Annotated in this window: 23 protein-coding genes; 21 read left to right on the plus strand and 2 right to left on the minus strand. The window is 39.6% G+C overall.

All coding sequences use genetic code 11. The annotated features are described in order from the left end of the window. Positions 1-137 precede the first annotated feature (137 nt). The 5 genes from pheA to M3166_RS01485 all read left to right on the plus strand — a co-directional run bounded on the left by pheA (position 138) and on the right by M3166_RS01485 (position 4,047). Positions 138-1,010 carry a prephenate dehydratase gene (gene pheA, locus M3166_RS01465; protein ID WP_251686670.1) on the plus strand — a complete coding sequence of 291 codons (873 nt, stop codon included), beginning with the start codon at positions 138-140 and terminating at the stop codon, positions 1,008-1,010. Positions 1,011-1,020: 10 nt separating this feature from the next. After that, positions 1,021-1,410: a thiol-disulfide oxidoreductase DCC family protein gene (locus M3166_RS01470; protein WP_251686672.1), complete on the plus strand. Its 390-nt coding sequence runs from the start codon at positions 1,021-1,023 to the stop codon at positions 1,408-1,410. A 421-nt stretch (positions 1,411-1,831) separates the two neighbouring features. Further along, positions 1,832-2,377, plus strand: a complete 546-nt coding sequence (locus M3166_RS01475; RefSeq protein ID WP_251686674.1) for a sigma-70 family RNA polymerase sigma factor — start codon at positions 1,832-1,834, stop codon at positions 2,375-2,377. Beyond that, positions 2,370-2,765 carry a helix-turn-helix transcriptional regulator gene (locus M3166_RS01480; RefSeq protein WP_251686676.1) on the plus strand — a complete coding sequence of 132 codons (396 nt, stop codon included), beginning with the start codon at positions 2,370-2,372 and terminating at the stop codon, positions 2,763-2,765. Before M3166_RS01475 ends, M3166_RS01480 begins: the two co-directional genes overlap by 8 nt. After that, positions 2,755-4,047, plus strand: a complete 1,293-nt coding sequence (locus tag M3166_RS01485; RefSeq protein ID WP_251686678.1) for an FtsW/RodA/SpoVE family cell cycle protein — start codon at positions 2,755-2,757, stop codon at positions 4,045-4,047. The genes M3166_RS01480 and M3166_RS01485 overlap by 11 nt, the downstream gene beginning before the upstream one ends. A gap of 52 nt (positions 4,048-4,099) precedes the next feature. Here M3166_RS01485 and M3166_RS01490 read toward each other — a convergent pair whose 3' ends face one another. After that, the gene (locus M3166_RS01490) at positions 4,100-4,648 is read right to left on the minus strand and encodes a transcription repressor NadR (RefSeq protein ID WP_251686680.1); all 549 of its coding nucleotides are present in this window, start codon (positions 4,646-4,648) and stop codon (positions 4,100-4,102) included. 103 nt (positions 4,649-4,751) lie between these two features. Between M3166_RS01490 and M3166_RS01495 the strand changes: the two genes are divergently transcribed. The 8 genes from M3166_RS01495 to M3166_RS01530 all read left to right on the plus strand — a co-directional run bounded on the left by M3166_RS01495 (position 4,752) and on the right by M3166_RS01530 (position 11,990). After that, positions 4,752-5,909 carry a LysM peptidoglycan-binding domain-containing protein gene (locus M3166_RS01495; RefSeq protein ID WP_251686682.1) on the plus strand — a complete coding sequence of 386 codons (1,158 nt, stop codon included), beginning with the start codon at positions 4,752-4,754 and terminating at the stop codon, positions 5,907-5,909. Between the two features lie 50 nt (positions 5,910-5,959). Continuing rightward, the gene (locus M3166_RS01500) at positions 5,960-6,742 is read left to right on the plus strand and encodes a phosphotransferase (protein ID WP_251686683.1); all 783 of its coding nucleotides are present in this window, start codon (positions 5,960-5,962) and stop codon (positions 6,740-6,742) included. A 153-nt stretch (positions 6,743-6,895) separates the two neighbouring features. Beyond that, a complete protein-coding gene (ruvA, locus tag M3166_RS01505; RefSeq protein ID WP_079528015.1) occupies positions 6,896-7,516 on the plus strand; it encodes a Holliday junction branch migration protein RuvA in 621 nt (206 codons plus the stop codon). Between the two features lie 15 nt (positions 7,517-7,531). Then, positions 7,532-8,536 carry a Holliday junction branch migration DNA helicase RuvB gene (gene ruvB, locus M3166_RS01510; protein ID WP_251686684.1) on the plus strand — a complete coding sequence of 335 codons (1,005 nt, stop codon included), beginning with the start codon at positions 7,532-7,534 and terminating at the stop codon, positions 8,534-8,536. A 15-nt stretch (positions 8,537-8,551) separates the two neighbouring features. Continuing rightward, positions 8,552-9,589 carry a tRNA preQ1(34) S-adenosylmethionine ribosyltransferase-isomerase QueA gene (gene queA, locus M3166_RS01515; RefSeq protein ID WP_251686685.1) on the plus strand — a complete coding sequence of 346 codons (1,038 nt, stop codon included), beginning with the start codon at positions 8,552-8,554 and terminating at the stop codon, positions 9,587-9,589. A 117-nt stretch (positions 9,590-9,706) separates the two neighbouring features. Further along, positions 9,707-10,861 (plus strand): tRNA guanosine(34) transglycosylase Tgt, encoded by a 1,155-nt coding sequence (gene tgt, locus M3166_RS01520; protein ID WP_251686686.1) that lies wholly within the window; start codon positions 9,707-9,709, stop codon positions 10,859-10,861. A 129-nt stretch (positions 10,862-10,990) separates the two neighbouring features. Beyond that, a complete protein-coding gene (gene yajC / locus M3166_RS01525; protein ID WP_251686687.1) occupies positions 10,991-11,251 on the plus strand; it encodes a preprotein translocase subunit YajC in 261 nt (86 codons plus the stop codon). 97 nt (positions 11,252-11,348) lie between these two features. Then, positions 11,349-11,990, plus strand: coding sequence for a DUF421 domain-containing protein (locus tag M3166_RS01530; RefSeq protein WP_251686688.1), 642 nt, complete (start codon positions 11,349-11,351; stop codon positions 11,988-11,990). On the opposite strand, the gene M3166_RS01535 is transcribed toward M3166_RS01530, so the two are convergent. Further along, a complete protein-coding gene (locus tag M3166_RS01535; protein WP_251686689.1) occupies positions 11,970-13,439 on the minus strand; it encodes a putative polysaccharide biosynthesis protein in 1,470 nt (489 codons plus the stop codon). The two genes, M3166_RS01530 and M3166_RS01535, sit on opposite strands and share 21 nt — an antisense overlap. Positions 13,440-13,571: 132 nt before the next feature. On the opposite strand from M3166_RS01535, the gene M3166_RS01540 reads away from it, so the two are divergent. The 8 genes from M3166_RS01540 to M3166_RS01575 all read left to right on the plus strand — a co-directional run bounded on the left by M3166_RS01540 (position 13,572) and on the right by M3166_RS01575 (position 23,060). Beyond that, positions 13,572-13,880, plus strand: coding sequence for a post-transcriptional regulator (locus tag M3166_RS01540; RefSeq protein ID WP_251686690.1), 309 nt, complete (start codon positions 13,572-13,574; stop codon positions 13,878-13,880). Between the two features lie 215 nt (positions 13,881-14,095). Next, positions 14,096-16,369 (plus strand): protein translocase subunit SecDF, encoded by a 2,274-nt coding sequence (secDF, locus tag M3166_RS01545; protein ID WP_251686691.1) that lies wholly within the window; start codon positions 14,096-14,098, stop codon positions 16,367-16,369. Between the two features lie 106 nt (positions 16,370-16,475). Next, the gene (locus M3166_RS01550; protein WP_251686692.1) at positions 16,476-16,841 is read left to right on the plus strand and encodes a LapA family protein; all 366 of its coding nucleotides are present in this window, start codon (positions 16,476-16,478) and stop codon (positions 16,839-16,841) included. Between the two features lie 235 nt (positions 16,842-17,076). Continuing rightward, positions 17,077-19,398, plus strand: coding sequence for a single-stranded-DNA-specific exonuclease RecJ (recJ, locus tag M3166_RS01555; protein WP_251686693.1), 2,322 nt, complete (start codon positions 17,077-17,079; stop codon positions 19,396-19,398). A 16-nt stretch (positions 19,399-19,414) separates the two neighbouring features. Continuing rightward, positions 19,415-19,927, plus strand: a complete 513-nt coding sequence (locus M3166_RS01560) for an adenine phosphoribosyltransferase (RefSeq protein WP_008407673.1) — start codon at positions 19,415-19,417, stop codon at positions 19,925-19,927. 195 nt (positions 19,928-20,122) lie between these two features. Continuing rightward, positions 20,123-22,318, plus strand: coding sequence for a RelA/SpoT family protein (locus tag M3166_RS01565; protein WP_251686694.1), 2,196 nt, complete (start codon positions 20,123-20,125; stop codon positions 22,316-22,318). A gap of 18 nt (positions 22,319-22,336) precedes the next feature. After that, positions 22,337-22,783, plus strand: coding sequence for a D-aminoacyl-tRNA deacylase (gene dtd / locus M3166_RS01570; RefSeq protein WP_251686695.1), 447 nt, complete (start codon positions 22,337-22,339; stop codon positions 22,781-22,783). 70 nt (positions 22,784-22,853) lie between these two features. Continuing rightward, a complete protein-coding gene (locus M3166_RS01575) occupies positions 22,854-23,060 on the plus strand; it encodes a YuzF family protein (RefSeq protein WP_251689991.1) in 207 nt (68 codons plus the stop codon). Positions 23,061-23,122 lie beyond the last annotated feature (62 nt).

Below are 23,122 nucleotides of genomic sequence, written 5' to 3' on the forward strand. Positions count from 1 at the left end.
GAGATGTCCCTGTGCAATTCCATCAGAATATAATTAAATAAAAATTGCTGTCCAATAGGTTTTAGGGCATATTGGACAGCTTTTCTTATAGGATGAATTTCCAGAAAATTTAGAACTTATAATCGAGGTGCTTATTAATGTCAGAAAAAAATTGGGAAAAAAGAGTTGCTTACCTAGGTCCGGAAGCATCATTTACATATTTGGCGACAAAGGGATTGTTCCCGCATGATTGGCATATCCCGTACAAATCCATCCCGGAATGCATTGAAGCTGTATCTGAGGGGAAAGTCGAACTGGCGGTTGTCCCTGTAGAAAATGCGCTGGAAGGTTCTGTCCCACTGACAATTGACTATTTGTATCATGAATCCGAGCTTTTCGTTACAGCAGAAGTCATGTCGAAAATCCAGCAACATTTATTAGTAAATAAAAAATTCGCAGAAAGTAACGAGGCAATCGAGGAGATTTATTCACATCCGCATGCTTTGGCACAGTGTCATAAATATCTATATTACAATCATGGTGATGTAAGACAGACATCGTATTCTTCAACAGCTGCCGCAGCTGAACTTGTTTCCCGTACGGAAGACCGATGTATCGCTGCTGTCGCGAACTTTTCTGCCGCTGAGAAATATAATTTACATATACTCGAACATAATATCCATGATTTCCATTTTAATCATACGCGCTTCTTCGTTTTATCGAAGCAAAATATAAAGCATGGTTTAGTACCGTTGCAGGCACAGCCGAAAACAACATTTATGCTTACATTACCTACAGATGTGTCTGGTGCGCTTCATCAAGTACTTTCGGTATTTGCATGGCGTAAACTGAACTTGAGCAAAATTGAATCACGACCACTGAAAACAGGACTCGGGAATTATTTCTTCATAACTGATATACTAGCAGATGAAGAGGAACCGATGATGAAAGGCGCTATGGCAGAATTGATTGCGCTAGGCTGCAAAGTAAAATCACTCGGGACATATTATACATATGCCACTCCGGAATGAGGTGAAAAGCATGAAACGAATCTTATTATTTGATGGAGAGTGCAATGTCTGTGATGCAAGTGTCCAGTTTATTATAAAACGTGACCCGAAAGCATTGTTTCAGTTTGCCTCGCTTCAAAGTGATATTGGAGTAGCTTTATTGAAAAAGTATGATGTGCCGGAAACAACGGACAGCATTGTGTTTATAGAAAATGACCGGCATTATACGGAATCGACGGCCGCACTTAATATTACACGAAATTTATCAGGTTTATGGAAGTTGTTTTATGTATTTATCGTTGTACCAAAACCGGTTCGCGATCTTGTGTATCGCTGGATTGCAAAAAACCGCTACAAATGGTTCGGGAAAAAGCAGGAATGCATGTTACCGTCACCAGAACAGCGAAAACGATTTTTATAAAATGTACAGGTGCACTCTGCTTTATGCGGAGTGCATTTTTTGATTGTTAGGATCGATCAGGTTTTTATTGGAACAATGTTGCCTATTATTAGAAGAATGTAGGTATTTATTCGAAAAAGAAATGATGTTATTAGAACTCGGGTGAATTTTGGATACGCACTACAGTATTTTAATACGTATAGGGCTGAAAAAAATAGGCGTATCGAATATATTAGAACTTTGTTGCGGGATATTAGCACAAATCATACGGATACTTGTACATCCTGCTGCGATAGAACATCCGGGCGATATATTAGAAAATCGCCATTTTATTAGAAGATAAAATTTATATTAGAAAATCTGCAAATATATTAGAAATTCCGTCAAGAAATCAAACTTTCCAATAACGGAGCTCGTCTAATTGATGAAAGGAGGTATTCCGGTGGAAGGTTATTTAATAAATGATACCGCTAACTTATCAAATGAAGCGATTATAGATGAACTAATGCAACATTACGGAGACGACGTATTAAAGCTTGTCATGCAATATGTACATAACAACTCGATTGCCGAGGATCTGACACAGGAAATTTTCGTTAAATGCTACAGGGCACTTCCTTCTTTCCAATACGGATCGTCGTTAAAAACATGGCTTTGGCGCATTGCAATTAACCATTCAAAAGATTATCTGAAAAGCTGGTATGCCAAAAATGTTGAAGCTAAAGATGATGAAGTTTTTATGCAAGTGGAAAGCAGTATTTCCGTTGAACAGGAGGTCATCCAGCAACAGGAAGATGATAACTTAGTAAAGGCGGTCATGGCGCTGCCGATTAAATACCGTGAAGTTATTTATTTATGTTATTACGAAGATCAGACGATGAAGGAAATGGCTGATGTACTGCAAATTAACGAGAGTACAGTAAAAACGAGGCTTCGAAAAGGGAAGCAACTATTAAAAAAACATCTGGAGCGTGAAGAAAATGGATGATCGTTTAAAAAATTTGAAAAAAGCGATGGATCGCACTGCATTTTCCAGCATGAAGTTCACAGAGCAGCATAAAGAAAATGTTCAGCGACAGTTAAGCGCTGAGGAGTTGAAAAAGGTTATTTTATCACTACTTTTTGAAGCGAAGTCCGGTATTGAAATTACGCAATTACTCCATGTAAGGGGGATACATGATGTTGTCAACAATGAGGGGATGATCTATTCAATTCTTCACGAACAGGAAAGCGATGGATATGTGCTTGCCAATTGGAAGGAAGGCGTTAAGCGATACGAGTTAACGAAGACCGGTAAAAAACAATTACAGCAAGGCGGGCATGTGAAACTGACAATGAAGGAACGTCTATTGGGGGTGCGCATGCATGCAGAGTGAAAGGTTTTTAAGTAAAGTAACCGCCTTTATTCGGTCAAAGGAAGCTCAGGTTCATGTATATGGCGAATTAAAGCACCATATAGAACATTCGAAAAATGCATGGATGAAAAAAGGGTATACACCGGAGGAGGCCGAAAGAAAAGCAATCGAAGAAATGGGGTCGGCGTCTGAAATCGGAAAATCCATGGACAAAATCCACCGGCCGAAAATTGACTGGTTGCTGATTAGTTTAGTTGCCATTCTTTTAGGTGCAAGTTTTATCCCGATTTTATCATTTGACAGTACCATCATTTTTGGAGTTGATATGACCGATTATTTTATTCGAAATAAATGGCTGCACCTTCTATTTGCCGTAATATTGATTGCAGCACTGATGTATACCGATTATCGGAAGCTGGAGCGCTTCAGTCTAGCTATATATTTTGGTGCCCTTATTTTGTTAATGATATTAAATTATTTTCCGACAACTATGGTACAAGGGCAAAGCTATTTAATGGTAGGACCGATACAGATTCAAGCTTGGACCGTTTTACCATTGCTGCTCATTGCTTGGGCAGGCTTTTTTACGCAGAGAAAACTTAAAAGCTGGCAGTTAATCGTGTTATTTGTTTTGCCGTTATGGTTTATTTTAAGTGCACCAAGCCTGATAGCAGCCCTCATTTATGCAGGGGTAGTGACGGTATTATTTTTTGTTAGCGACTATTCCGCCAAGACAAAACTTGTGACAAGTTTAGCGGTAATCGGGTTCATAGTGAGTAGCATGTTCTTTATCATTCCTCGGTTGCACGATTATCAGCTTGTACGGTTTTATGCATTTTTGGATCCATCTAGCTATGCAACAACGGAAGGCTATGTTTATTTGGCAGTTAAAAATGCACTAAATGAAGCAGGGTGGTTTGGGGCAGAGAAAATTCGTTATATTCCGGAAGGGCATACAGACTTTGCTTTAGTACTGCTAATTCAGGAATTTGGATATATTGCGGGGATTGTTATCGTATCGGTATTATTTGCAATCGCCATTCGTATACTTTGGAAAGTGAACCGATTAACCCGTTCCTATGGCAAAATGCTTGTAATTGGAGCAGTATCTTTTTATTGCATGCAGTTTGGATATTCCGTTGCCATGATACTTGGCTGGTTACCGATTATCGGATTATCGCTTCCTTTTATAAGTTATGGTTTTACACCGCTCCTATTAAACTCATTTGTTATCGGGATTGCATTAAGTGTTTATCGCCGGAAAACATTGTTTAGAAATGGATTACAACGGGATTATTCATAAGAAAAACAGCTTATTCATCTGACAAGTGTCTTTTTGAATAAGCTGTTTTAACTTAGTTTTCAATTAAAAAGCCGCGCTGGCGTAATTTCGCTTCAGCCAGATTCAAACTCTCTTCCGAAGCCGAGCTAATAACGTGTAAGTGTGTACCATCCGTTAATGCAGAAAGATACAATGCATTAGTTTCCTGGACGCGTTTCACAAAATGCTCAACTTCCAAGCGGTTAGATACCATGATCGAAGCGGTAATTTCTCCATATACCGGATGTTCGACAATAACGCTTTCGACCGTAACCCCACAATCGACCAATATGAAAAGTTCTTCTTTTGCCTCATTTGGATTATGCATACAGACAATTTTTCGCTGAAGGCGTGTTTGTTGGACATTGTGCATATAAATATACCCTTGGCTTGTTGCTACAATCGGTTCATTTCGTGCTTTCAATAAATTCATATCATTGACGATGACTTGTCTTGAAACATTTGTATGCTTCGCCAATTCTGTACCTGTCATTGGCTGTTCAGCAGTCTTTAACAATGCAAGCAGTTCCAGACGCCGTTCTTCACCTAATAATTTTTTCAATATATTCACCTCAATTAGCATACCAGTTCCTTTTCATCTTATCATATTTACCACTAACTAAGCGTGAACATTGTGGCAATAGCACAATTTGTGCATATGCTATTACGAGAAAAGGAGGAAAGAAGTGCGCGTTCATATTGTTCAAAAGGGAGACACTTTGTGGAAAATCGCGAAGCAATACGCGGTTGGCTTTGATGAGTTAAAGCGATTAAATGCCCATTTAGCAAACCCTGACTATATTGTTCCGGGAATGGAAATCTATTTACCGGAAACGACAGCGAAAAAAGAAATGCACCATCCTGTGAAGGAACAGCCAAAGTCTGTTAAAGAGCAGCCGGTACCAACACCGGCACCAGCGCCAACACCAGCCCCAGCACCGAAAAAAGAGCAAATGGTTAAGCCGGCACCAGCGCCAGCACCAGCACCAGCTCCAATGCCGATGCCACAGCCGCAAAAGCCAATTTGGCAAGGGGATATTATTTATTTCCAGCAACCACAGCCGATGCCAATGCCGAGTTGGCAAACAAATGTACATGTTCAGCCGACATTTGAAAATACGGTGACAGTACCGCAACCAATGCCAATGCCACAGCAACCGGTTGTTCAACCACCTCCGCAGCAACCACAGCAACCGATTTTTATCGAACAACCGCAATATATCCAGCCAATGCCGATGCCAATGCCAATGCCACAAATGCCTGTGTGCCCAACGTGTCACCACATGCCAATGCCAATGCCACAAATGCCTATGTGTCCAACGTGTCATCACATGCCAATGCCAATGCCGATGCCACAAATGCCTGTATGTTCAAAATGTCATCAAATGGCCATGGAATCTCCAATGCAGATGCAACCAATGCCAATGCCACAAATGCCTGGATGTTCGAAATGTAACCAAATGGCAATGGAATCCCCAATGCAAATGCAGCCAAATATGTATATGGAACAAATGCCGATGTCGGTGCCTATGCAAATGCAGATGCAGCCGATTTTCCATGAAGAATCATCGTTGAAGAGAGATCATTGCCAGGATAAGGATCACCTAGTACACCAGTATTATGAAGAGATTGATCACATGATGCGTCAACCAAACCCTTGCTGTCACCCACAAATGATGCCGTACCAAGAAAATATCATGCCACAAATGATGCCGTACCAAGAAAATACCATGCCGCAAATGATGCCATATCATGAAAATACCATGCCACAAATGATGCCATATCCAGCAAATCAGATGCCTCAAATGCAACCAATGCCACATCCGCCGAAATCATGTCAATAGTAATTAAAGAAAATTGCTGGAAGTGGGATACACATAAAGGGTCCTTTTTTATGAAGTACTATGAAAATGGTTTTGTTGCGCAGAAAGTTAAAGCGATTCATCGAGAGCTTGAAAATATACAATTTCCATATCATATTCCACTTATAGAAAATGAAGAGCCACATATATTAAAGCAGTTTTGGTTTGAAGGAAAAAGTGCGGAGTATAAACGTTTTGAACATCAGCAGCTTTCCCTCCATGCAATCGAAAAACTGCATGAAACAAATGAAGTCATTCCTTGGGCGGAAACGGGCATCTTGTCCACGTATCAATTACAGGAGAAGTGGACGAGGAGATTTGAACGTTTTATCAATCATGAAAGAGAACTAAGACGTTTATTAAAAAGCAATTATGATATTTTAGTCAATCATGCTTCCTATGCCTTAGGTTTAATGGCTCAAATTACAGTTCCGAGTGAAAAGCAAACGATTTTACATGGGGATGTTGTTCATCATAATGTGATGCTACGTGGTGAAGACGTGAAACTTATTGATTTTGATTTAGCTTCTTTAGGAGAGGCGTCAGATGAAATTATTTTATGGCTTCATCGCGTATTACCACATGTTCAGTATGAGGTCCAGCCACTTGTAAATGACCATCATTATTTGCATAAAGCGCAGGAAAAGCTTCATTATCTGTTTTTCCCGAATGAAATATTAAGGGAATGTCTATTTTATTTAAAACTCAGCGATCGGCAAAAGCTTTCCTGCTATCCGTTTATTCAATCGATTGTTTATGACTGGATGAAAAATTATGATTCTTTTGCAAGACAAATTGATTCATTGCAAAACTGATTGGCAGTTTATAATCGATGTTAGATGGAGAAGAATATGATAAACTATTAAAGGCTGTCTTTAAAGACGGTCTTTTCTTTTTTGGTGCAACATACGTTCGGTAATTCACAGTTCTTATGCTATAATAGAGCGAGAAATGTGAGGGATAAAACGATGTATGATTATTTAAAGGGACAGGTTACTAGGGTTACACCAGAATATATTGTATTAGAGCAACAAGGCATTGGCTGGATGCTCTATACACCAAATCCATTTGCATTCCGTACATCTGCAAGTGAACAGCAAATCTATGTGTCATTACAAGTGCGTGAAGATGCCCAAAATTTATATGGATTCAATAGTTTGGAGCAACGTGAATTATTTAAAAAACTGATTCAAGTATCAGGTATCGGTCCAAAAGGTGCACTTGCTATTTTAGCGAGCGGAAATCCAACTTCAGTCATCCAGGCAATTGAAATGGAAGATGAAGCATTTTTAATCCGTTTCCCGGGTGTCGGGAAGAAAACAGCTCGTCAAATGATTCTCGATTTAAAAGGGAAACTGGACATGCTGCTTGATCACGTCGAGTTACCGAGCGCCGAAAATGAACTGCCATTATTTGGAGTGAATCCGAATGAGCATGAGTTGCAGGAAGCGATGCTGGCACTTGTCGCCTTAGGCTATTCAGAAAAAGAATTAGATAAAATCAGACCCCAATTAAGTGAAGACGAAAAGTTAACGACGACAGACGCCTATATTAAACAGGCATTAAAGCTGTTGTTGAAATTGAAATAAAAAGGAGTGAGAATCATGTCAGACCGTGTACTTTCTGGTGAAGCAACAGATGCCGAGCAGCAGTTTGAGCTATCTTTAAGACCACAACGTCTAGCGCAATACATAGGCCAGGATAAAGTGAAAGAAAACCTTAAAATCTTTATCGAAGCCGCTAAGCTACGTCAGGAAAGTCTTGACCATGTTCTCCTTTATGGTCCACCAGGTTTAGGGAAGACGACGTTAGCGATCGTCATTGCAAATGAGATGGATGTAAATGTAAAGATGACGAGCGGTCCTGCAATTGAACGGCCTGGGGATTTAGCAGCGATTTTAAGCTCCCTTGAAGCAGGGGATGTACTTTTTATCGATGAAATTCATCGCCTGCCTAGAGCGATTGAAGAAGTGCTTTATTCTGCAATGGAAGACTTCTGTCTTGATATCGTTGTCGGAAAAGGTCCTGAAGCCCGTTCGATCCGATTGGAATTGCCGCCATTTACACTCGTCGGTGCAACAACGAGAGCGGGTGCTTTATCTGCTCCACTTCGTGATCGGTTCGGTGTATTATCGCGCTTGGAATATTATGATGAGCAGTCTCTCGCTGAGATTGTTGTCCGCTCCGGCGAATTATTCGGTGTTGCGCTCGATAAGCATGCGGCATTTGAAATTGCCCGCAGATCCCGTGGGACACCTCGTATTGCAAATCGATTGTTAAAACGTGTCCGAGACTATGCACAAGTATTGGCAGATGGCATTGTTTCCACAAGTTTGGCTGAGCAGGCACTCGAGCTGCTGCAAGTTGATCCTCGTGGCCTTGATCATATTGATCATAAACTGATGCAGTCAATGATTGAACGATTCGGCGGGGGTCCTGTCGGATTGGATGCATTAGCGGCATCGATCGGGGAAGAGCGTATTACAATTGAAGATGTATATGAACCATATTTAATGCAAATCGGATTTATCCAACGAACACCACGCGGTCGAATTGCGACAAATCTAAGTTACGACCATTTCGGTTATCCGCCGACACAAAATGAATAGAAGGAAGTTTTGAACGTGAAAGTAGAAGATTTTGATTTTTATTTACCAGAGGAATTAATTGCCCAAACACCACTATTGGACCGTACAGCGAGTCGTCTAATGGTAGTAAATCCGAACTCGCTTGAAGTGGAACATCACACATTCGGTCATATTTTAGATGAATTAAATGCAGGGGATTGCCTTGTATTGAATGATACACGTGTATTGCCGGCACGGTTAATGGGTGTCAAAGCTGATACAGGTGCGAACATTGAGTTACTGCTGTTAAAACAGACAAATGACGATGAGTGGGAAACGTTAGTAAAGCCTGCAAAGCGTGTGAAAACAGGCACTGTCGTTACTTTTGGCGATGGACTATTAACGGCAACTTGTACGGGTGAGCTGGATCATGGCGGCCGTACTTTTAAATTCACATATGACGGAATCTTTTATGAAATTTTAGATCAGCTTGGTGAAATGCCATTACCGCCATATATCCGTGAAAAGTTGGATGACCAAGACCGTTATCAAACGGTTTATGCAAAAGAGCGCGGGTCTGCAGCTGCACCAACAGCGGGTCTGCATTTTACACAGCCTTTACTTGAAGCGATTAAAGCAAAAGGTGTTGAAGTCGTATTTATTACACTGCATGTAGGACTTGGTACATTCCGCCCTGTAAGTGTGGACTCGATTGAGGACCATGATATGCACTCTGAATTTTACAGTGTGACAGAAGAGGCAGCGGCTGTAATTGAACGTGCTAAACAAGCAGGGGGCAAAGTTATATCGGTAGGGACAACTTCAACTCGTACACTTGAAACTGTCGCATCGAAAAATGACGGTAAAATTGTCGCTTCTCAAGGATGGACAAATATTTTCATTTATCCGGGATATGAATATAAAGCAATCGATGGCCTGATTACAAACTTCCATTTACCGAAGTCGACATTAGTAATGCTTGTCAGCGCACTTGCTTCAAAGGAAACAATTATGAACGCTTATGAACAGGCAGTTAAGGAAAAATACCGTTTCTTCAGCTTTGGCGATGCCATGTTTATCCGCCCGGCTAAGTAATTTGCAATTAAACAAAAACCTATATACAATAATGATTTGTGCAACACCTACTAAATTTAGTAGGTGTTTTCATTCGAAGTACTGTGTTTACTTTAGAAACGAGAGGATTTTTATATTATGACTGAAACAAAACAACCACCAATTCGCTATGAATTGATTAAAACATGTGCCCAGACAGGTGCACGACTAGGTATTGTCCATACACCACACGGTTCATTTGAAACACCGACTTTTATGCCGGTCGGTACACAAGCGACAGTAAAAGCAATGAGCCCAGAAGAATTAAAAGAAATGAATGCAGGAATTATTCTGTCAAACACATATCATCTATGGTTGCGTCCAGGAAATGATATCGTGAAAGAAGCAGGCGGACTGCATAAATTCATGAACTGGGATCGTCCAATTTTAACGGATTCAGGCGGTTTCCAAGTATTTTCATTATCAAAATTCCGTAAAATCGAAGAAGAAGGCGTTTATTTCCGTAACCATTTAAATGGAGACAAGCTGTTTTTATCACCGGAAAAGGCGATGGAAATCCAAAACGACTTAGGTTCTGATATTATGATGGCATTTGATGAATGTCCACCATTCCCTGCGACATACGAATACATGGAAGCATCTGTTGATCGTACAACACGTTGGGCAAAACGCTGCAAAGAAGCACACCAACGTCCTGACGAGCAAGGACTGTTCGGTATTATTCAAGGCGGAGAATATGAAGAGCTGCGCCGTAAATCGGCTGAAGCTTTAGTAGAGCTGGATTTCCCGGGTTATGCAATCGGCGGTTTATCAGTTGGTGAACCTAAAGATATTATGAATAAAGTATTGGAATTTACTGCACCTATGATGCCGGCAAATAAACCGCGCTATTTAATGGGTGTTGGTTCACCGGATTCGTTAATCGATGGAGCAATGCGCGGCATTGATATGTTTGACTGTGTATTACCAACACGTATTGCACGTAACGGTACATTAATGACATCTGAAGGTCGTATGGTTATCAAAAATGCAAAATATGCAAAAGACTTTACGCCAATCGATGAAAATTGCGACTGCTACACATGTAAAAACTATACGCGCGCTTATGTGCGTCATTTATTACGTACGGAAGAAACGTTCGGTTTACGTTTAACGTCATACCATAACCTGCGCTTCCTTATTAAATTAATGGAAGATGTACGTCAGGCTATCCGCGAAGACCGTCTAGGCGATTTCAAAGAAGAGTTCTTTGAAAAGTACGGTTACAATAAACCGAATGCTAAAAATTTCTAAAAATATGTTCGAAATTCGAAATTCAATATAATTTTTTTGAGAAAAAAAAGAGTTTTTTGCGCAAAAACGTGCAATTCTATACTATACTAGGTAAGTGAGAAAGAGATAGAGAAAGGGGGCAATTTGAAAATGGAAGGTTTAGTACAATTTTTACCGATTATCGTAATGTTCGTTGCGATGTGGTTCATTTTAATTCGTCCGGCACAAAAACGTCAAAAAGCAACTGCTACTATGCAAAACAGCTTAAAACGTGGTGATAAAGTAGTTACTGTAGGTGGCTTACACGGAGAAGTAGATGCAATTGAAGATACGACTGTCTTTTTATTAGTTGACGGAAATACACGTTTAAAATTCGAACGCCAAGCAATTGGCCGTATAGAATCGGTTTAAACGTTACATAAAAAAGCTTGTGGATTTTAATTTTCCACAAGCTTTTTTGTATTTTTCATGCAATTTCGAACAAGCTATTGTATGAGAGGTGAATCAATTGGAAGATTATACATTAATTATATTTCGAACAATTGTTTTATATATTATTTTACTAGTTGTTTTCCGCCTTATGGGCAAGCGTGAAGTTGGTGAGCTCAGTATTGTGGATTTGGCAATATTCGTATTGATGGCTGAAGTAGCTGCAATTGCCTTGGACGATTATGACAGGCAGTTCTTTAAAGCCATTTTACCGATAATTTTATTATTTTTGATTCAATATTTAAACTCCTGGCTCATATTAAAAAATAAAAAACTGCGCGACTTTATTGAAGGCGATCCGTCGCTTGTTATCCGCGACGGATATATTTGTGAAGCGGAAATGAAAAAGCAGCGCTACAATCTCGACGATTTACTCCAGCAGTTACGCGAACAGGGCGTATGCTCTGTGCAGGATGTTGCCTACGCTTTTTTGGAGCAATCCGGAAAGCTATCGATTTACCAAAAAGATCAGGGCGGATTTATTTTACCTCTCATTTTGGATGGCTATGTTGACAAAAGACATTTAAAAATTATTGGTAAAGATGAAAAATGGCTCGTTCATGAATTATTGGTAAACGGTTATCCCAATATACGCGATATATTCTACTGCAGTTATGAAGACGGAAAGTGGTTTGTCCAATTACGAGCGCGAAAATATTGAACGAAGATAATGGAAATCGTTAAAACGGATTTGTTTTGTAATGAACAGTAACAGCAAGACAAACCCAATCGTAATTGCAACGCTTACGATAAGCGGCATGCCGGCAGCAATGATCGGCTGTACAAAACAAGTAAGGATGAAAATACCATACGGCAGAACGAAGAAGCGGAAACCTACATTAATCTTTTTCTGCTGTCTAATGGAAGCGATGTGTAAGAAGGACGTAATTAATACGCCAAAGCCTATAGCGATAATCGCGCCTTTTTCCTGAATGGCAGGTTGTGAGGCAAGGAAAAACAGTAAAAATAGTTTCCCTATTCCTCCATAGATGGAATTCATCATGGCAGCCTGTGCTTCATCTAGTGCTTGTAAGATGGAATGAAGCGGACTCTGTATATAATAAAAATAAAAAATAGGAGCCAATATTTTCATATAGCCACGATTTTCCTCAAGATGGAACAGTACCATAGTCAACTCATCGCCGTGTATGAAAAACACAGTAGCGGCCATACAGCCAATTAATGAAGATAGCCGTAACGAATGGGTGATACGCTTATTCAGCAACGGGTAATTGTTGCTCGCCAGTGCGCTACTTACTGCAGGAATAAGTACTATTGCCAATGCAGCAGGTATGAAAGCCGGGAACAGCAGTAATGGTATATGCACGCCTGAGATGATACCGTACAATGTAGTGGCCGCGCCTGCAGCCAATCCTGAAACCGTCAGTGCTTTTAGGAAAATGATTGGTTCCAAAAACCATGTAAAGGTACCAAACAATTTACTGCCGGCTGATGGCAATGCAATATTAAAAATCGGTTTTGTAAAGGAAGTGCCCGTTGATCCCTTTTTGAACATTCTACTCGAGCGTTTATAAAAAATCGCCAAAAACAGTAATGAAAAAATCTCACCAATTGCTGTTATTCCCATAGCCGCTGCAGCTGTCAATGCAGGCGATTCCGAAATAAAATAAGGTAACAATACAACAATGAGACCAATCCGTACAAGCTGCTCAAGAAGCTGTGCCCATGCAGTTGGTGCGATTTTTGCTAAACCTTGCAAATATGCTTTTATTAAACTTGAAAAGATTACGATCGGAATTGTGAAAAGGCTAATATAAAGAGTGAAAATAAGGTTTTCATTATGTAAAAGCACTTTTGCGATATACGGAATAGCAAAATAAATGAATGGGCTAAATAAAATAATTGAAATAGCCGAAATTTTGATTGCCGTTTTCATTACGGATGTGACATGTTCCGTTTTCTTTTTCGCATGGTATTCTGCAATCAGCTTGGAAATGGCAATCGGAATACCTAATTGAATAAGCGAAATGAAAAATATAAATGTCGGATAAGCCGTCATATAAAGCCCGACCGCTTCCTCCCCGGCAATACGCATAAACTGCATTCTGTACATAAACCCAAGACATTTTGAAATAAATATAACAAACATTAAAAATAATGTTCCTTTTAGAAATGAGCCCAAATAACTTCTACTTTCTCCCTTCTCAATTTAATTTCATTCATATACAATAAAGTATGCAGTAGTAATCGCAGTTAAAACCTAAGTTCAGGAGTGATCGACATGCAAATTCCATTTTTCAGCCTTTACGAAAAGGTACAGCTTATATTGACGAACAAAATCGAGGAATTCCATTACTATGGATATGATTCGATAACAGAACAGGATTTATGGAAATATTGCATTGATAAGGTGTGGCGCAAAAGAGATGTGCAAAATATGCGATTGCATGAGCTGACAGCCGGCATTTTCCGTGCTACTGCTTCGGAAGTGCTAAGCTATATGCAAATAAAGGATTTTAAGCGCAATGAATTAAACTTAAAGCTTTCCAATGAAGAGCTGCAAGGTTTGTTCCATGTGCTTAAAGAGTAGGGAAAAATAAGAATAATATAATAAATTATCTAGTAATAATTTGACAGTTTCCATAAGCTGTTTCATAATGAGAGTGTTGTGCTTTTCAAACTATCGGAATGTTATTTTTGAAAAGTGATTCAGAAAATTATTGAAATGAATACATAGTTTGTGGAAGGTAATTTTTACGTTTTACATCACACCGCTTTTTGTGTGATATTGAGGAGGATTTTTTAATGAAATTAGCAAACCGTATCATTACGTTCGTTCTTGTCGTAGCATTGCTATTTACAGGGATGGGCACAACGGTAGAGAAGGTTTTAAACGATGTAAAACTTGGATTGGACCTTCAAGGTGGATTTGAAGTACTTTATGAAGTGGAATCACTTGTTGATGGACAAAAGATTACCCAAGATGTATTGGCAGATACGACTACGGCATTAGATAATCGTATTAATGAATTCGGGGTTAGTGAACCAAGCATTCAAATTGAAGGGGAAGACCGAATTCGTGTACAGCTTGCAGGTTTAGCGGATCAGGATTCTGCTCGTGAGCTATTATCGAGTACAGCGAATTTAACTTTCCGTGACGTAAATGATAATATTTTACTCGATGGGACAGATTTAAAGGAAGGTGGCGCAGCGCCTTCATTTGATCAGCAAAACCAACCAATTGTAACTTTAACATTGAAAGACGCAGCGAAATTCGCAGAAGTGACGCAAAAAGTCATGAGCATGGGCGCACCGAATAACTTATTAGTTGTTTGGCTGGACTTTGAAGAGGGCGTAGATTCTTACGCTGAAGAAAGCAAAAAGCCTCCTGAAAAGCAAAAATTTGTTTCTGCGGCATCTGTTACACAAGTGTTAAATACTACAGATGTTATGATTTCTGGTAACTTCACAGTAGATGAAACGAAAAACTTTGCATCTATACTTAATGCAGGTTCATTACCTGTTAAGTTAACGGAGATTTATTCAACATCGGTTGGGGCACAATTCGGTGAAGATGCTTTAAATGATACAGTATTCGCAGGAGTAGTCGGCGTACTGCTAATCTTCCTGTTCATGCTGCTTTACTACCGTTTACCAGGGTTTATCTCAATTATTACTTTATCGGTATTCACATATTTAGTGTTAATCGTCTTTAACGGTATCAATGCTGTATTAACATTACCGGGTATTGCCGCGATCGTATTAGGGATCGGGATGGCCGTTGATGCAAATATTTTAACTGCCGAGCGTATTCGTGAAGAACTACGTGTTGGCCATTCTGTAAAAGATGCATTCAAATTAGGTTCAAAACAATCACTATCAGCAATCATTGATGCGCAATTGACAACTCTACTTGCTGCTGTCGTATTATTCTACTACGGGACAAGTTCTGTTAAAGGTTTCGCTACAACATTAATTATTTCGATTTTACTATCATTTGTAACAGCTGTATGGGGTTCCCGTATATTGCAGGGGCTTCTTGTAAACAGCGGCTATTTCAATAATCCGGCATGGTTCGGAATTAGCAGATCGAAACAACATTCACTTGATGAAGGAATCACTTCATTGGATTTAACAACGAAATTTGATAAATTGGACTTCGTTGGAAACCGTAAAAAGTTCTATGCGATATCTACAATCATTTTAGTTGCAGGTATTGTTGTGCTAGGTGTATTCAAACTGAATTTAGGGATCGATTTCTCAAGTGGTACACGTGTAGAGATTAAATCGGATACAGCACTAGTACAAGAAGAAGTTAAGAATTATCTGGATGAAATCGGTTTTGCTAACGAGGATGTTGTTATTTCAGGCGATAATCAGACAATCGCTGTAATGCGATATAAAGATGACTTCTCTCAACAAGAAGTACTTGATTTTAAAGGGCAGGTAAACGAAAAATACGGACATGAGCCAAGCTTAAGTACAGTATCGGATACAGTCGGAAAAGAACTGGCGAAAAATGCAATGTATGCATTGGCGCTTGCGGCACTCGGTATCATTATTTATGTGGCGATCCGCTTTGAATGGCGTATGGGTCTTGGGGCGATTGTTTCATTACTACATGATGTATTCTTCATTATTGTTATTTTCAGTATGCTGCGTCTAGAGGTAGATATTACGTTTATCGCTGCGGTATTAACAATTGTCGGTTATTCGATTAACGATACAATTGTCACGTTTGACCGGATCCGTGAAAATATTGACCGTCACGAAAAAATTACGACGAAAGAAGAGCTTGCGTTGATCGTCAACAAATCTCTTCGTCAAACTATGGGACGTTCCGTGAATACAGTATTGACGGTTATTGTAGTAGTTATAGCATTGATTTTCCTAGGTGCTCCATCAATTCAAAACTTCTCAATCGCTTTATTGATCGGGCTAGTTACAGGGATTTACTCTTCAATCTGTATTGCGGCACAAGTTTGGTATTCACTGAAATGCCGTGAAATGGACAAAAAAGGTACTTCTGTTGTGAAAAAAGAGAAAAAACAATGGGGTTCAGACGAGCCACAAGTTTAAAAATATTAAACCGCGTAATTGCATTTTGCAAATTACGCGGTTTTTTGTTTACCCTTTTTCAAAAAAAGGAATAAATTTCTTAACTAAAGCGTGAGAGGAGCCTCATATGAAAATTCAATGGACATTGGTAGTTGGACTCATTTTTGCTATAATAATTGCCATTTTTGCTACAGTCAATGTGGATAGTGTGCAGGTGAATTATGTCTTTGGAGAAGCACGCTGGCCATTGATATTAGTTATTTTAGGGTCAGTATTAATCGGTTTTATCATCAGTTTTTGTTTTTCGGCATTCCGTATGTACGGAGGGAAAAGGCAAACGAAAGCAGTTCGAAAAGATCTTGAAGCTGCACACGTACTGATTAATGAAAAGGATGCTGAGATTGTCCGATTGAAAAACGAGCTTCGTGAACGGGGTGCTTCCGCATTTGTAACTGAAGAAATTCCGGATAATGATGAAATGCCGAAAAAGTAAACAAAAAGTGATGCTTACCATTAGTAGCTATCTGAAACGCAAAAAACGTTTCAAATAGCTATTTTAATTGTTTAGCATATTCGGTAAAGAAACCGTTTGATAACAATGTAATGTATCTATTTTAATAAACACTCTTCCTGAAATTACATATCAATTTTTCTATTAATATCGGAAGAAACTTTGGGAAACACAATAGATTTCCGTTATAATGAACTGCGTGAGGAAGTGAATATATATGATACAGTCACAAAAATTATGGACAATAACAAAGCAAGATGAGCAACTTGTAAAACAATTTAGTGAACAGCTGAATATTTCAACGATCGCAGCAAAAATTTTAATTGCCCGTGGCTGCATATCGATAGAACAAGCAAAGCCATTTCTGAAAATTGATGAAACCCAGTATCATGATCCGTTTCTAATGGCTGGAATGGAAGACGCGGTTATGCGTATTGAACAAGCATTGGATAACGGTGAAAAGATTCTCGTATACGGTGATTACGACGCAGATGGTATTACAAGTACAACTGTGCTGCTCAATGCTTTACTTGATCTGGGGGCAGATGTCAGTTTTGTTATTCCGGATCGTTTTATTCATGGATATGGACCGAACGAAGAACTTTTCAAAAAAGCATATGAAGATGGCGTAAATTTAATTATTACGGTCGATAATGGGATAAGCGGGATTGAACAAGTAAAAATGGCAAGAGAGCTTGGTATGGATGTGATTATTACCGATCACCATGAAGCCGGTGATATTTTACCGGATGCCAACGTCATCATCCATCCGCGTGTGCCAGAAGGTCATTATCCGTTTGGAGAACTCGCAGGCGTAGGGGTAGCCTTTAAATTGGCACATGCATTGTACGGCGAGTTGCCTGATCATCTATTTGAATATGTGGCAGTAGGGACGATTGCCGATTTAGTGCCACTCGTTGGCGAAAACCGCTATTTAGTACAGCGCGGTTTACAGGCGTTAAAGCAGTCTCCAAATCCTTGGGTAAAGGCCATTTGCGATGCATCAGGGGCAAACAAGAAAGACATCAATGAAGAAACTGTTGGCTTTTATTTTGGCCCCCGCCTGAATGCAATCGGACGACTAGGCAGTGCCGAACCGGGAGTACACTTTTTAATGAGCGAAGACCCGCTTCAGGCAAATACACTGGCTACCCAATTGAATGATAAAAATACTGAACGGAAAAAAATTGTGGAAGACATTACAAATGAAGCAATGGCTATGATTGATGATGATGCTTCATTAAAAGATTCCCTTGTTCTAGTCGTAGCAGGGGAAGGCTGGAATCCAGGTGTTGTCGGGATTGTTGCATCGAGATTAGTTGAAAAATATTACCGTCCGACAATCGTTCTTTCAATTAATCATGAAAAAGCAATTGCGAAAGGTTCCGCGAGAAGTATTGAAGGGTTCCATCTGTATAATGAGTTGGCGAAAAACCGTGATATTTTACCGCATTTTGGCGGACATCCAATGGCGGCAGGGATGACATTACCGATTGAGCATGTGGAATCATTGCGTACACGTTTAAATGAACAGGCCAGACATTGTTTAACCGAAGAACAGCTTGTACAAAAGATGCAGATTGATGTGCCGATAGAGCTAAGTGAAATTACTGTTGATGCGATTGAAGAACTGCGGCAATTGGCGCCATTTGGCACAGAATTTCCGAAGCCGGTTTTTGGCATTCAGGATGTAAAAGTAAAATCGATGCGCAAAATTGGTTCCGGCGAAAATCATCTGAAGATGGAGTTGGAAGATCCGTATCGCTCCCTTGATGCAATTGGATTCAACAAAGGGACTTTACATGATGAGATATCATATGGAGTTGCTCTATCATTAGTTGGGGATTTGCAAATCAATGAATGGCAGGGCAATAAAAAACCGCAATTCATGATTCAGGATGTCCGGGTTAATGAATGGCAGCTATATGATTACCGAGGGAAAAGCAAGACATCAAACTGGCTTGCAAAAATTAACGTGGAAAAAACGGATTTTATTGCTTTTTCCGAACAGACAAAGTTACATTTTGAACAGGAAATTCCGAAAGAAATAATATATTTTACAGGTGGGACAGAAGCCGAAAAATTACACAGAAATATCGTATTACTCGATTTGCCGGAAAATGTATCCACATTGGAGAAACTACTGCAAGATGTACAAATTGAACGAATCTATGCACATTTATATACCGATCAACCTGCATATTTTAATGGAATGCCGACAAGGGAACACTTTAAATGGTATTACGGATTCCTGAAAAAACGTCCGGATTTTAACTTGAAACAACATATTCGACAATTATCCGAACATATCGGACTAAATATAGAAGTAATTAAATTTATGACAAAAGTGTTTTTTGAGCTAGGATTTGTTACAATAGAGAATGGTTTGACGACAGTAAACGAAAATGCACCGAAAAAAGCATTATCCGAAGCACCGTCATATAAATTGCGTTCACAACAGATTGAACTTGAGCAGAAGCTGTTATATGCAACATACAGTGAACTTAAGCAATGGTTTAATGAACGATTGAGTTCTTGAGGAGGACATAGGAAGAATGGATTTAAAACAGTACGTAACAACAGTTGAAAATTGGCCGAAAGAGGGCATCAGCTTTAAAGATATTACAACAATCATGGATAATGGTCCGGCATATAAATATGCGACTGATGAAATTGTAAAATATGCAAAAGAAGTTGGCGCTGAAATCATCGTAGGTCCTGAAGCACGTGGATTTATTATTGGATGTCCGGTTGCCTATGCATTAGAAATCGGTTTCGCACCAGTTCGTAAACCAGGAAAGCTTCCACGTGAAGTAATTTCTGCAGATTATGGATTAGAATACGGTACAGACACGTTAACAATGCACAAAGATGCAGTAAAACCAGGTCAAAAAGTTTTAATCTGTGATGATTTGCTTGCAACAGGCGGTACAGTAGAAGCAACTGTTCGTTTAATCGAGCAATTAGGCGGCGAAGTAGTAGGTGCAGCATTCATTATCGAGCTTACAGAATTGAATGGCCGCAACAAAATCAACAATATTCCAATTAAAACTTTAATTCAATATTAATCCACAGAACTATCCCGTATAAACTTTGCGGGATAGTTTTTTTCAATGAAGTATCTACTAGAAGCTGTTCAATAATTCTACAAATTTCGACTTTCTGCAAAACTAAATGCCCACGTGCCTTTACATTTAGTAGATATATTTTATACAATTGAACTTATACTTAAAGCGAAAATAGAAAGAACAGGTGGACTCATAATGGCGAAAGAACAAATATTGGCGCCCGAAGATGTTTTCGAGCTCGTCAAATCTTATATGAACGAAGAACATGTTACCTTTGTTGTTAAAGCATTTGAGGTAGCGAAAGAAGCACATAAAGAGCAGTTCCGCAGCTCTGGAGAACCATATATTATTCACCCGGTACAAGTGGCGGGGATTTTGGCTGAGCTGCAGATGGATCCTGAAACAGTAGCAGCAGGATTTTTGCATGATGTCGTGGAAGATACGGAAGTGACACGCGAAGATCTAGTAAATGAATTTAGCGAAGAAGTAGCCAAGCTTGTGGACGGGGTAACAAAGCTTGGGAAAATTAAATATATGTCAAAAGAAGAACAGCAAGCTGAAAACCACCGGAAAATGTTCGTTGCGATGGCTCAGGATATCCGAGTAATTTTAATTAAGCTGGCGGACCGCCTGCATAATATGCGGACATTAAAGCATTTACCGGCTGAAAAACAACGTCGTATTTCTCAGGAAACACTGGAAATTTTCGCACCATTAGCGCACAGATTAGGGATTTCGAAAGTGAAATGGGAGCTGGAGGATACGGCATTACGCTATTTAAATCCGCAGCAGTATTACCGGATCGTCAGCTTGATGAAGAAAAAGCGTGATGAACGTGAAGCTTATTTGGATAACGTAATGGACGAAATCAATTCCCAGCTGAAAGAAGTGGAAATTGAAGCGGATATTTTTGGCCGTCCGAAACATTTATACAGTATTTACCGCAAAATGGTACTTCAAAAAAAGCAGTTTAATGAAATTTATGATCTACTGGCGGTACGTATTTTAGTTGATAGTATTAAAGATTGCTACGCGGTAATCGGTATTATCCATACATTATGGAAGCCAATGCCGGGACGCTTTAAAGATTATATTGCGATGCCAAAGCAAAATCTGTACCAATCCCTGCATACAACTGTTATCGGACCATATGGGGATCCGCTTGAGGTGCAGATCCGAACAAAGGATATGCACAAAATAGCAGAGTTCGGTATCGCGGCACACTGGGCTTATAAAGAAGGTAAAACCGTAGAACAAAATGCAGAAACAATTGACCAGAAGCTGACTTGGTTCCGTGAAATTCTCGAGTTCCAAAATGAATCATCAAATGCTGCTGAGTTTATGGAATCGTTGAAATTCGATTTATTCTCGGACATGGTATATGTCTTCTCGCCAAAAGGGGACGTTATTGAGCTTCCATCCGGTTCTGTACCGATTGACTTTGCTTACCGCGTACACTCGGAAGTCGGGAATAAAACAATTGGAGCAAAAGTAAACGGTAAAATGGTACCGCTTGATACGCCTTTAAAAACAGGCGATATTGTTGAAGTATTAACATCGAAACAATCATTCGGCCCGAGCCGAGACTGGATTAAAATTGCACAAAGTTCGCAGGCAAAAAATAAAATCAAGCAATTTTTCAAAAAGCATGTGCGTGAAGAAAGTGTTGTAAAAGGAAAGGAACTCGTTGAAAAAGAAATTAAGGCTCAAGAGTTTGATATGAAGGAAGTCTTAACAACAGAAAATATTAAACGTGTGATTGGAAAATTCAACTATACACATGAAGATGATTTATATGCGGCTGTAGGCGTAGGCGGAATTACGGCTCAGCAAATCGTCAATCGTCTTGCTGAAAAAATGCGCAAAGAGCGTGAACAGGAAGAAGCGCTTGAAAAAATCGTTAAAAGCATGAACAATCCGACACCGAAAAAGCGAACGGAATCAGGTGTTATTGTAAAAGGAATTGATAATTTATTAATCCGTTTATCACGTTGCTGTACACCGGTACCGGGTGATGATATTGTCGGCTTTATTACGAAAGGCCGCGGTGTTTCAGTACACCGTGCAGATTGTCCGAATATCCAGGAAGATGGAAACGTGGAGCGTCTTATTGAAGTAGAATGGGAAAATGACGGCACACAAATCCGTAAAGACTACCCGGTGGATATCGAGATTTCGGCATTCGACCGTCCAGGTATTTTAAATGATGTCATGCATGCTGTCAGTGAAGCGAAAACAAATATTTTGGCAGTTACAGGTCGTGCGGATCGTGAAAAAATTGCCACGATTCATTTAACGATTGCTATTACCAATATTTCAGGACTACATCGTGTTGTCGAAAAAATTAAACAGCTTCCGGATATTTACTCCGTTCAGCGTGTAATTAATTAATAGATAGTAGGGGAAAAGATGCGCGTAATATTACAACGTTCAAAACAGGCCTCTGTTACAGTCGATGGACAAGTAACAGGTGCCATTCAAAAAGGCTATGTGCTGCTTGTCGGCATTACACATAGCGATACAGAAGAAGATATCAAATATGTAGCGAAAAAAATTACCGACTTGCGTATTTGGGAAGATGAGGACGGCAAGATGAATCGTTCCATTGCTGATGCAGGCGGCGATATTTTATCAATCTCCCAATTTACCCTTTATGCGGATACTCGCAAAGGGAAGCGGCCCAGTTTTGTGGAAGCGGCAAGACCTGAACAGGCAAAGCCATTATGGGAAGCATTCAATGAACAATTAAAAGCGAATGGACTGCATGTTGAAACAGGTGTTTTCGGTGCGATGATGGATGTTGCACTCATTAATGATGGTCCTGTAACGATTACAATTGAGTCTAAAGCCAAATAATCGATGAACGGATCACTCCTATTTCGCATATTGTACAGTATGCATACAAAGGAGTGATTTTTTGGTTCAAATGAACACATATCCAAACGCGTACTGGCTTGAAGCGATCCAAAACTATTTAGGGCAGATGGTTGCCGTCCAGCAAGAGGGAAATCGTGTTCAGCAAGGGATATTGGCCGCAATCTGTCCGGACTATATTGTACTTGATGTGTGCCAAACGCCGTTTTATATCCGTATCGACAAAATAGTTTGGATTATGCCATTTTTAAAAAAATGAAATGAATGTGGTCTACGCACTCCCAAATCGTCATAAGCTTACTATGACAATTAGGGGGTGCT

The organism is Solibacillus isronensis (assembly GCF_023715405.1).
GTDB classification, from domain to species: Bacteria; Bacillota; Bacilli; order Bacillales_A; family Planococcaceae; genus Solibacillus; species Solibacillus isronensis_B.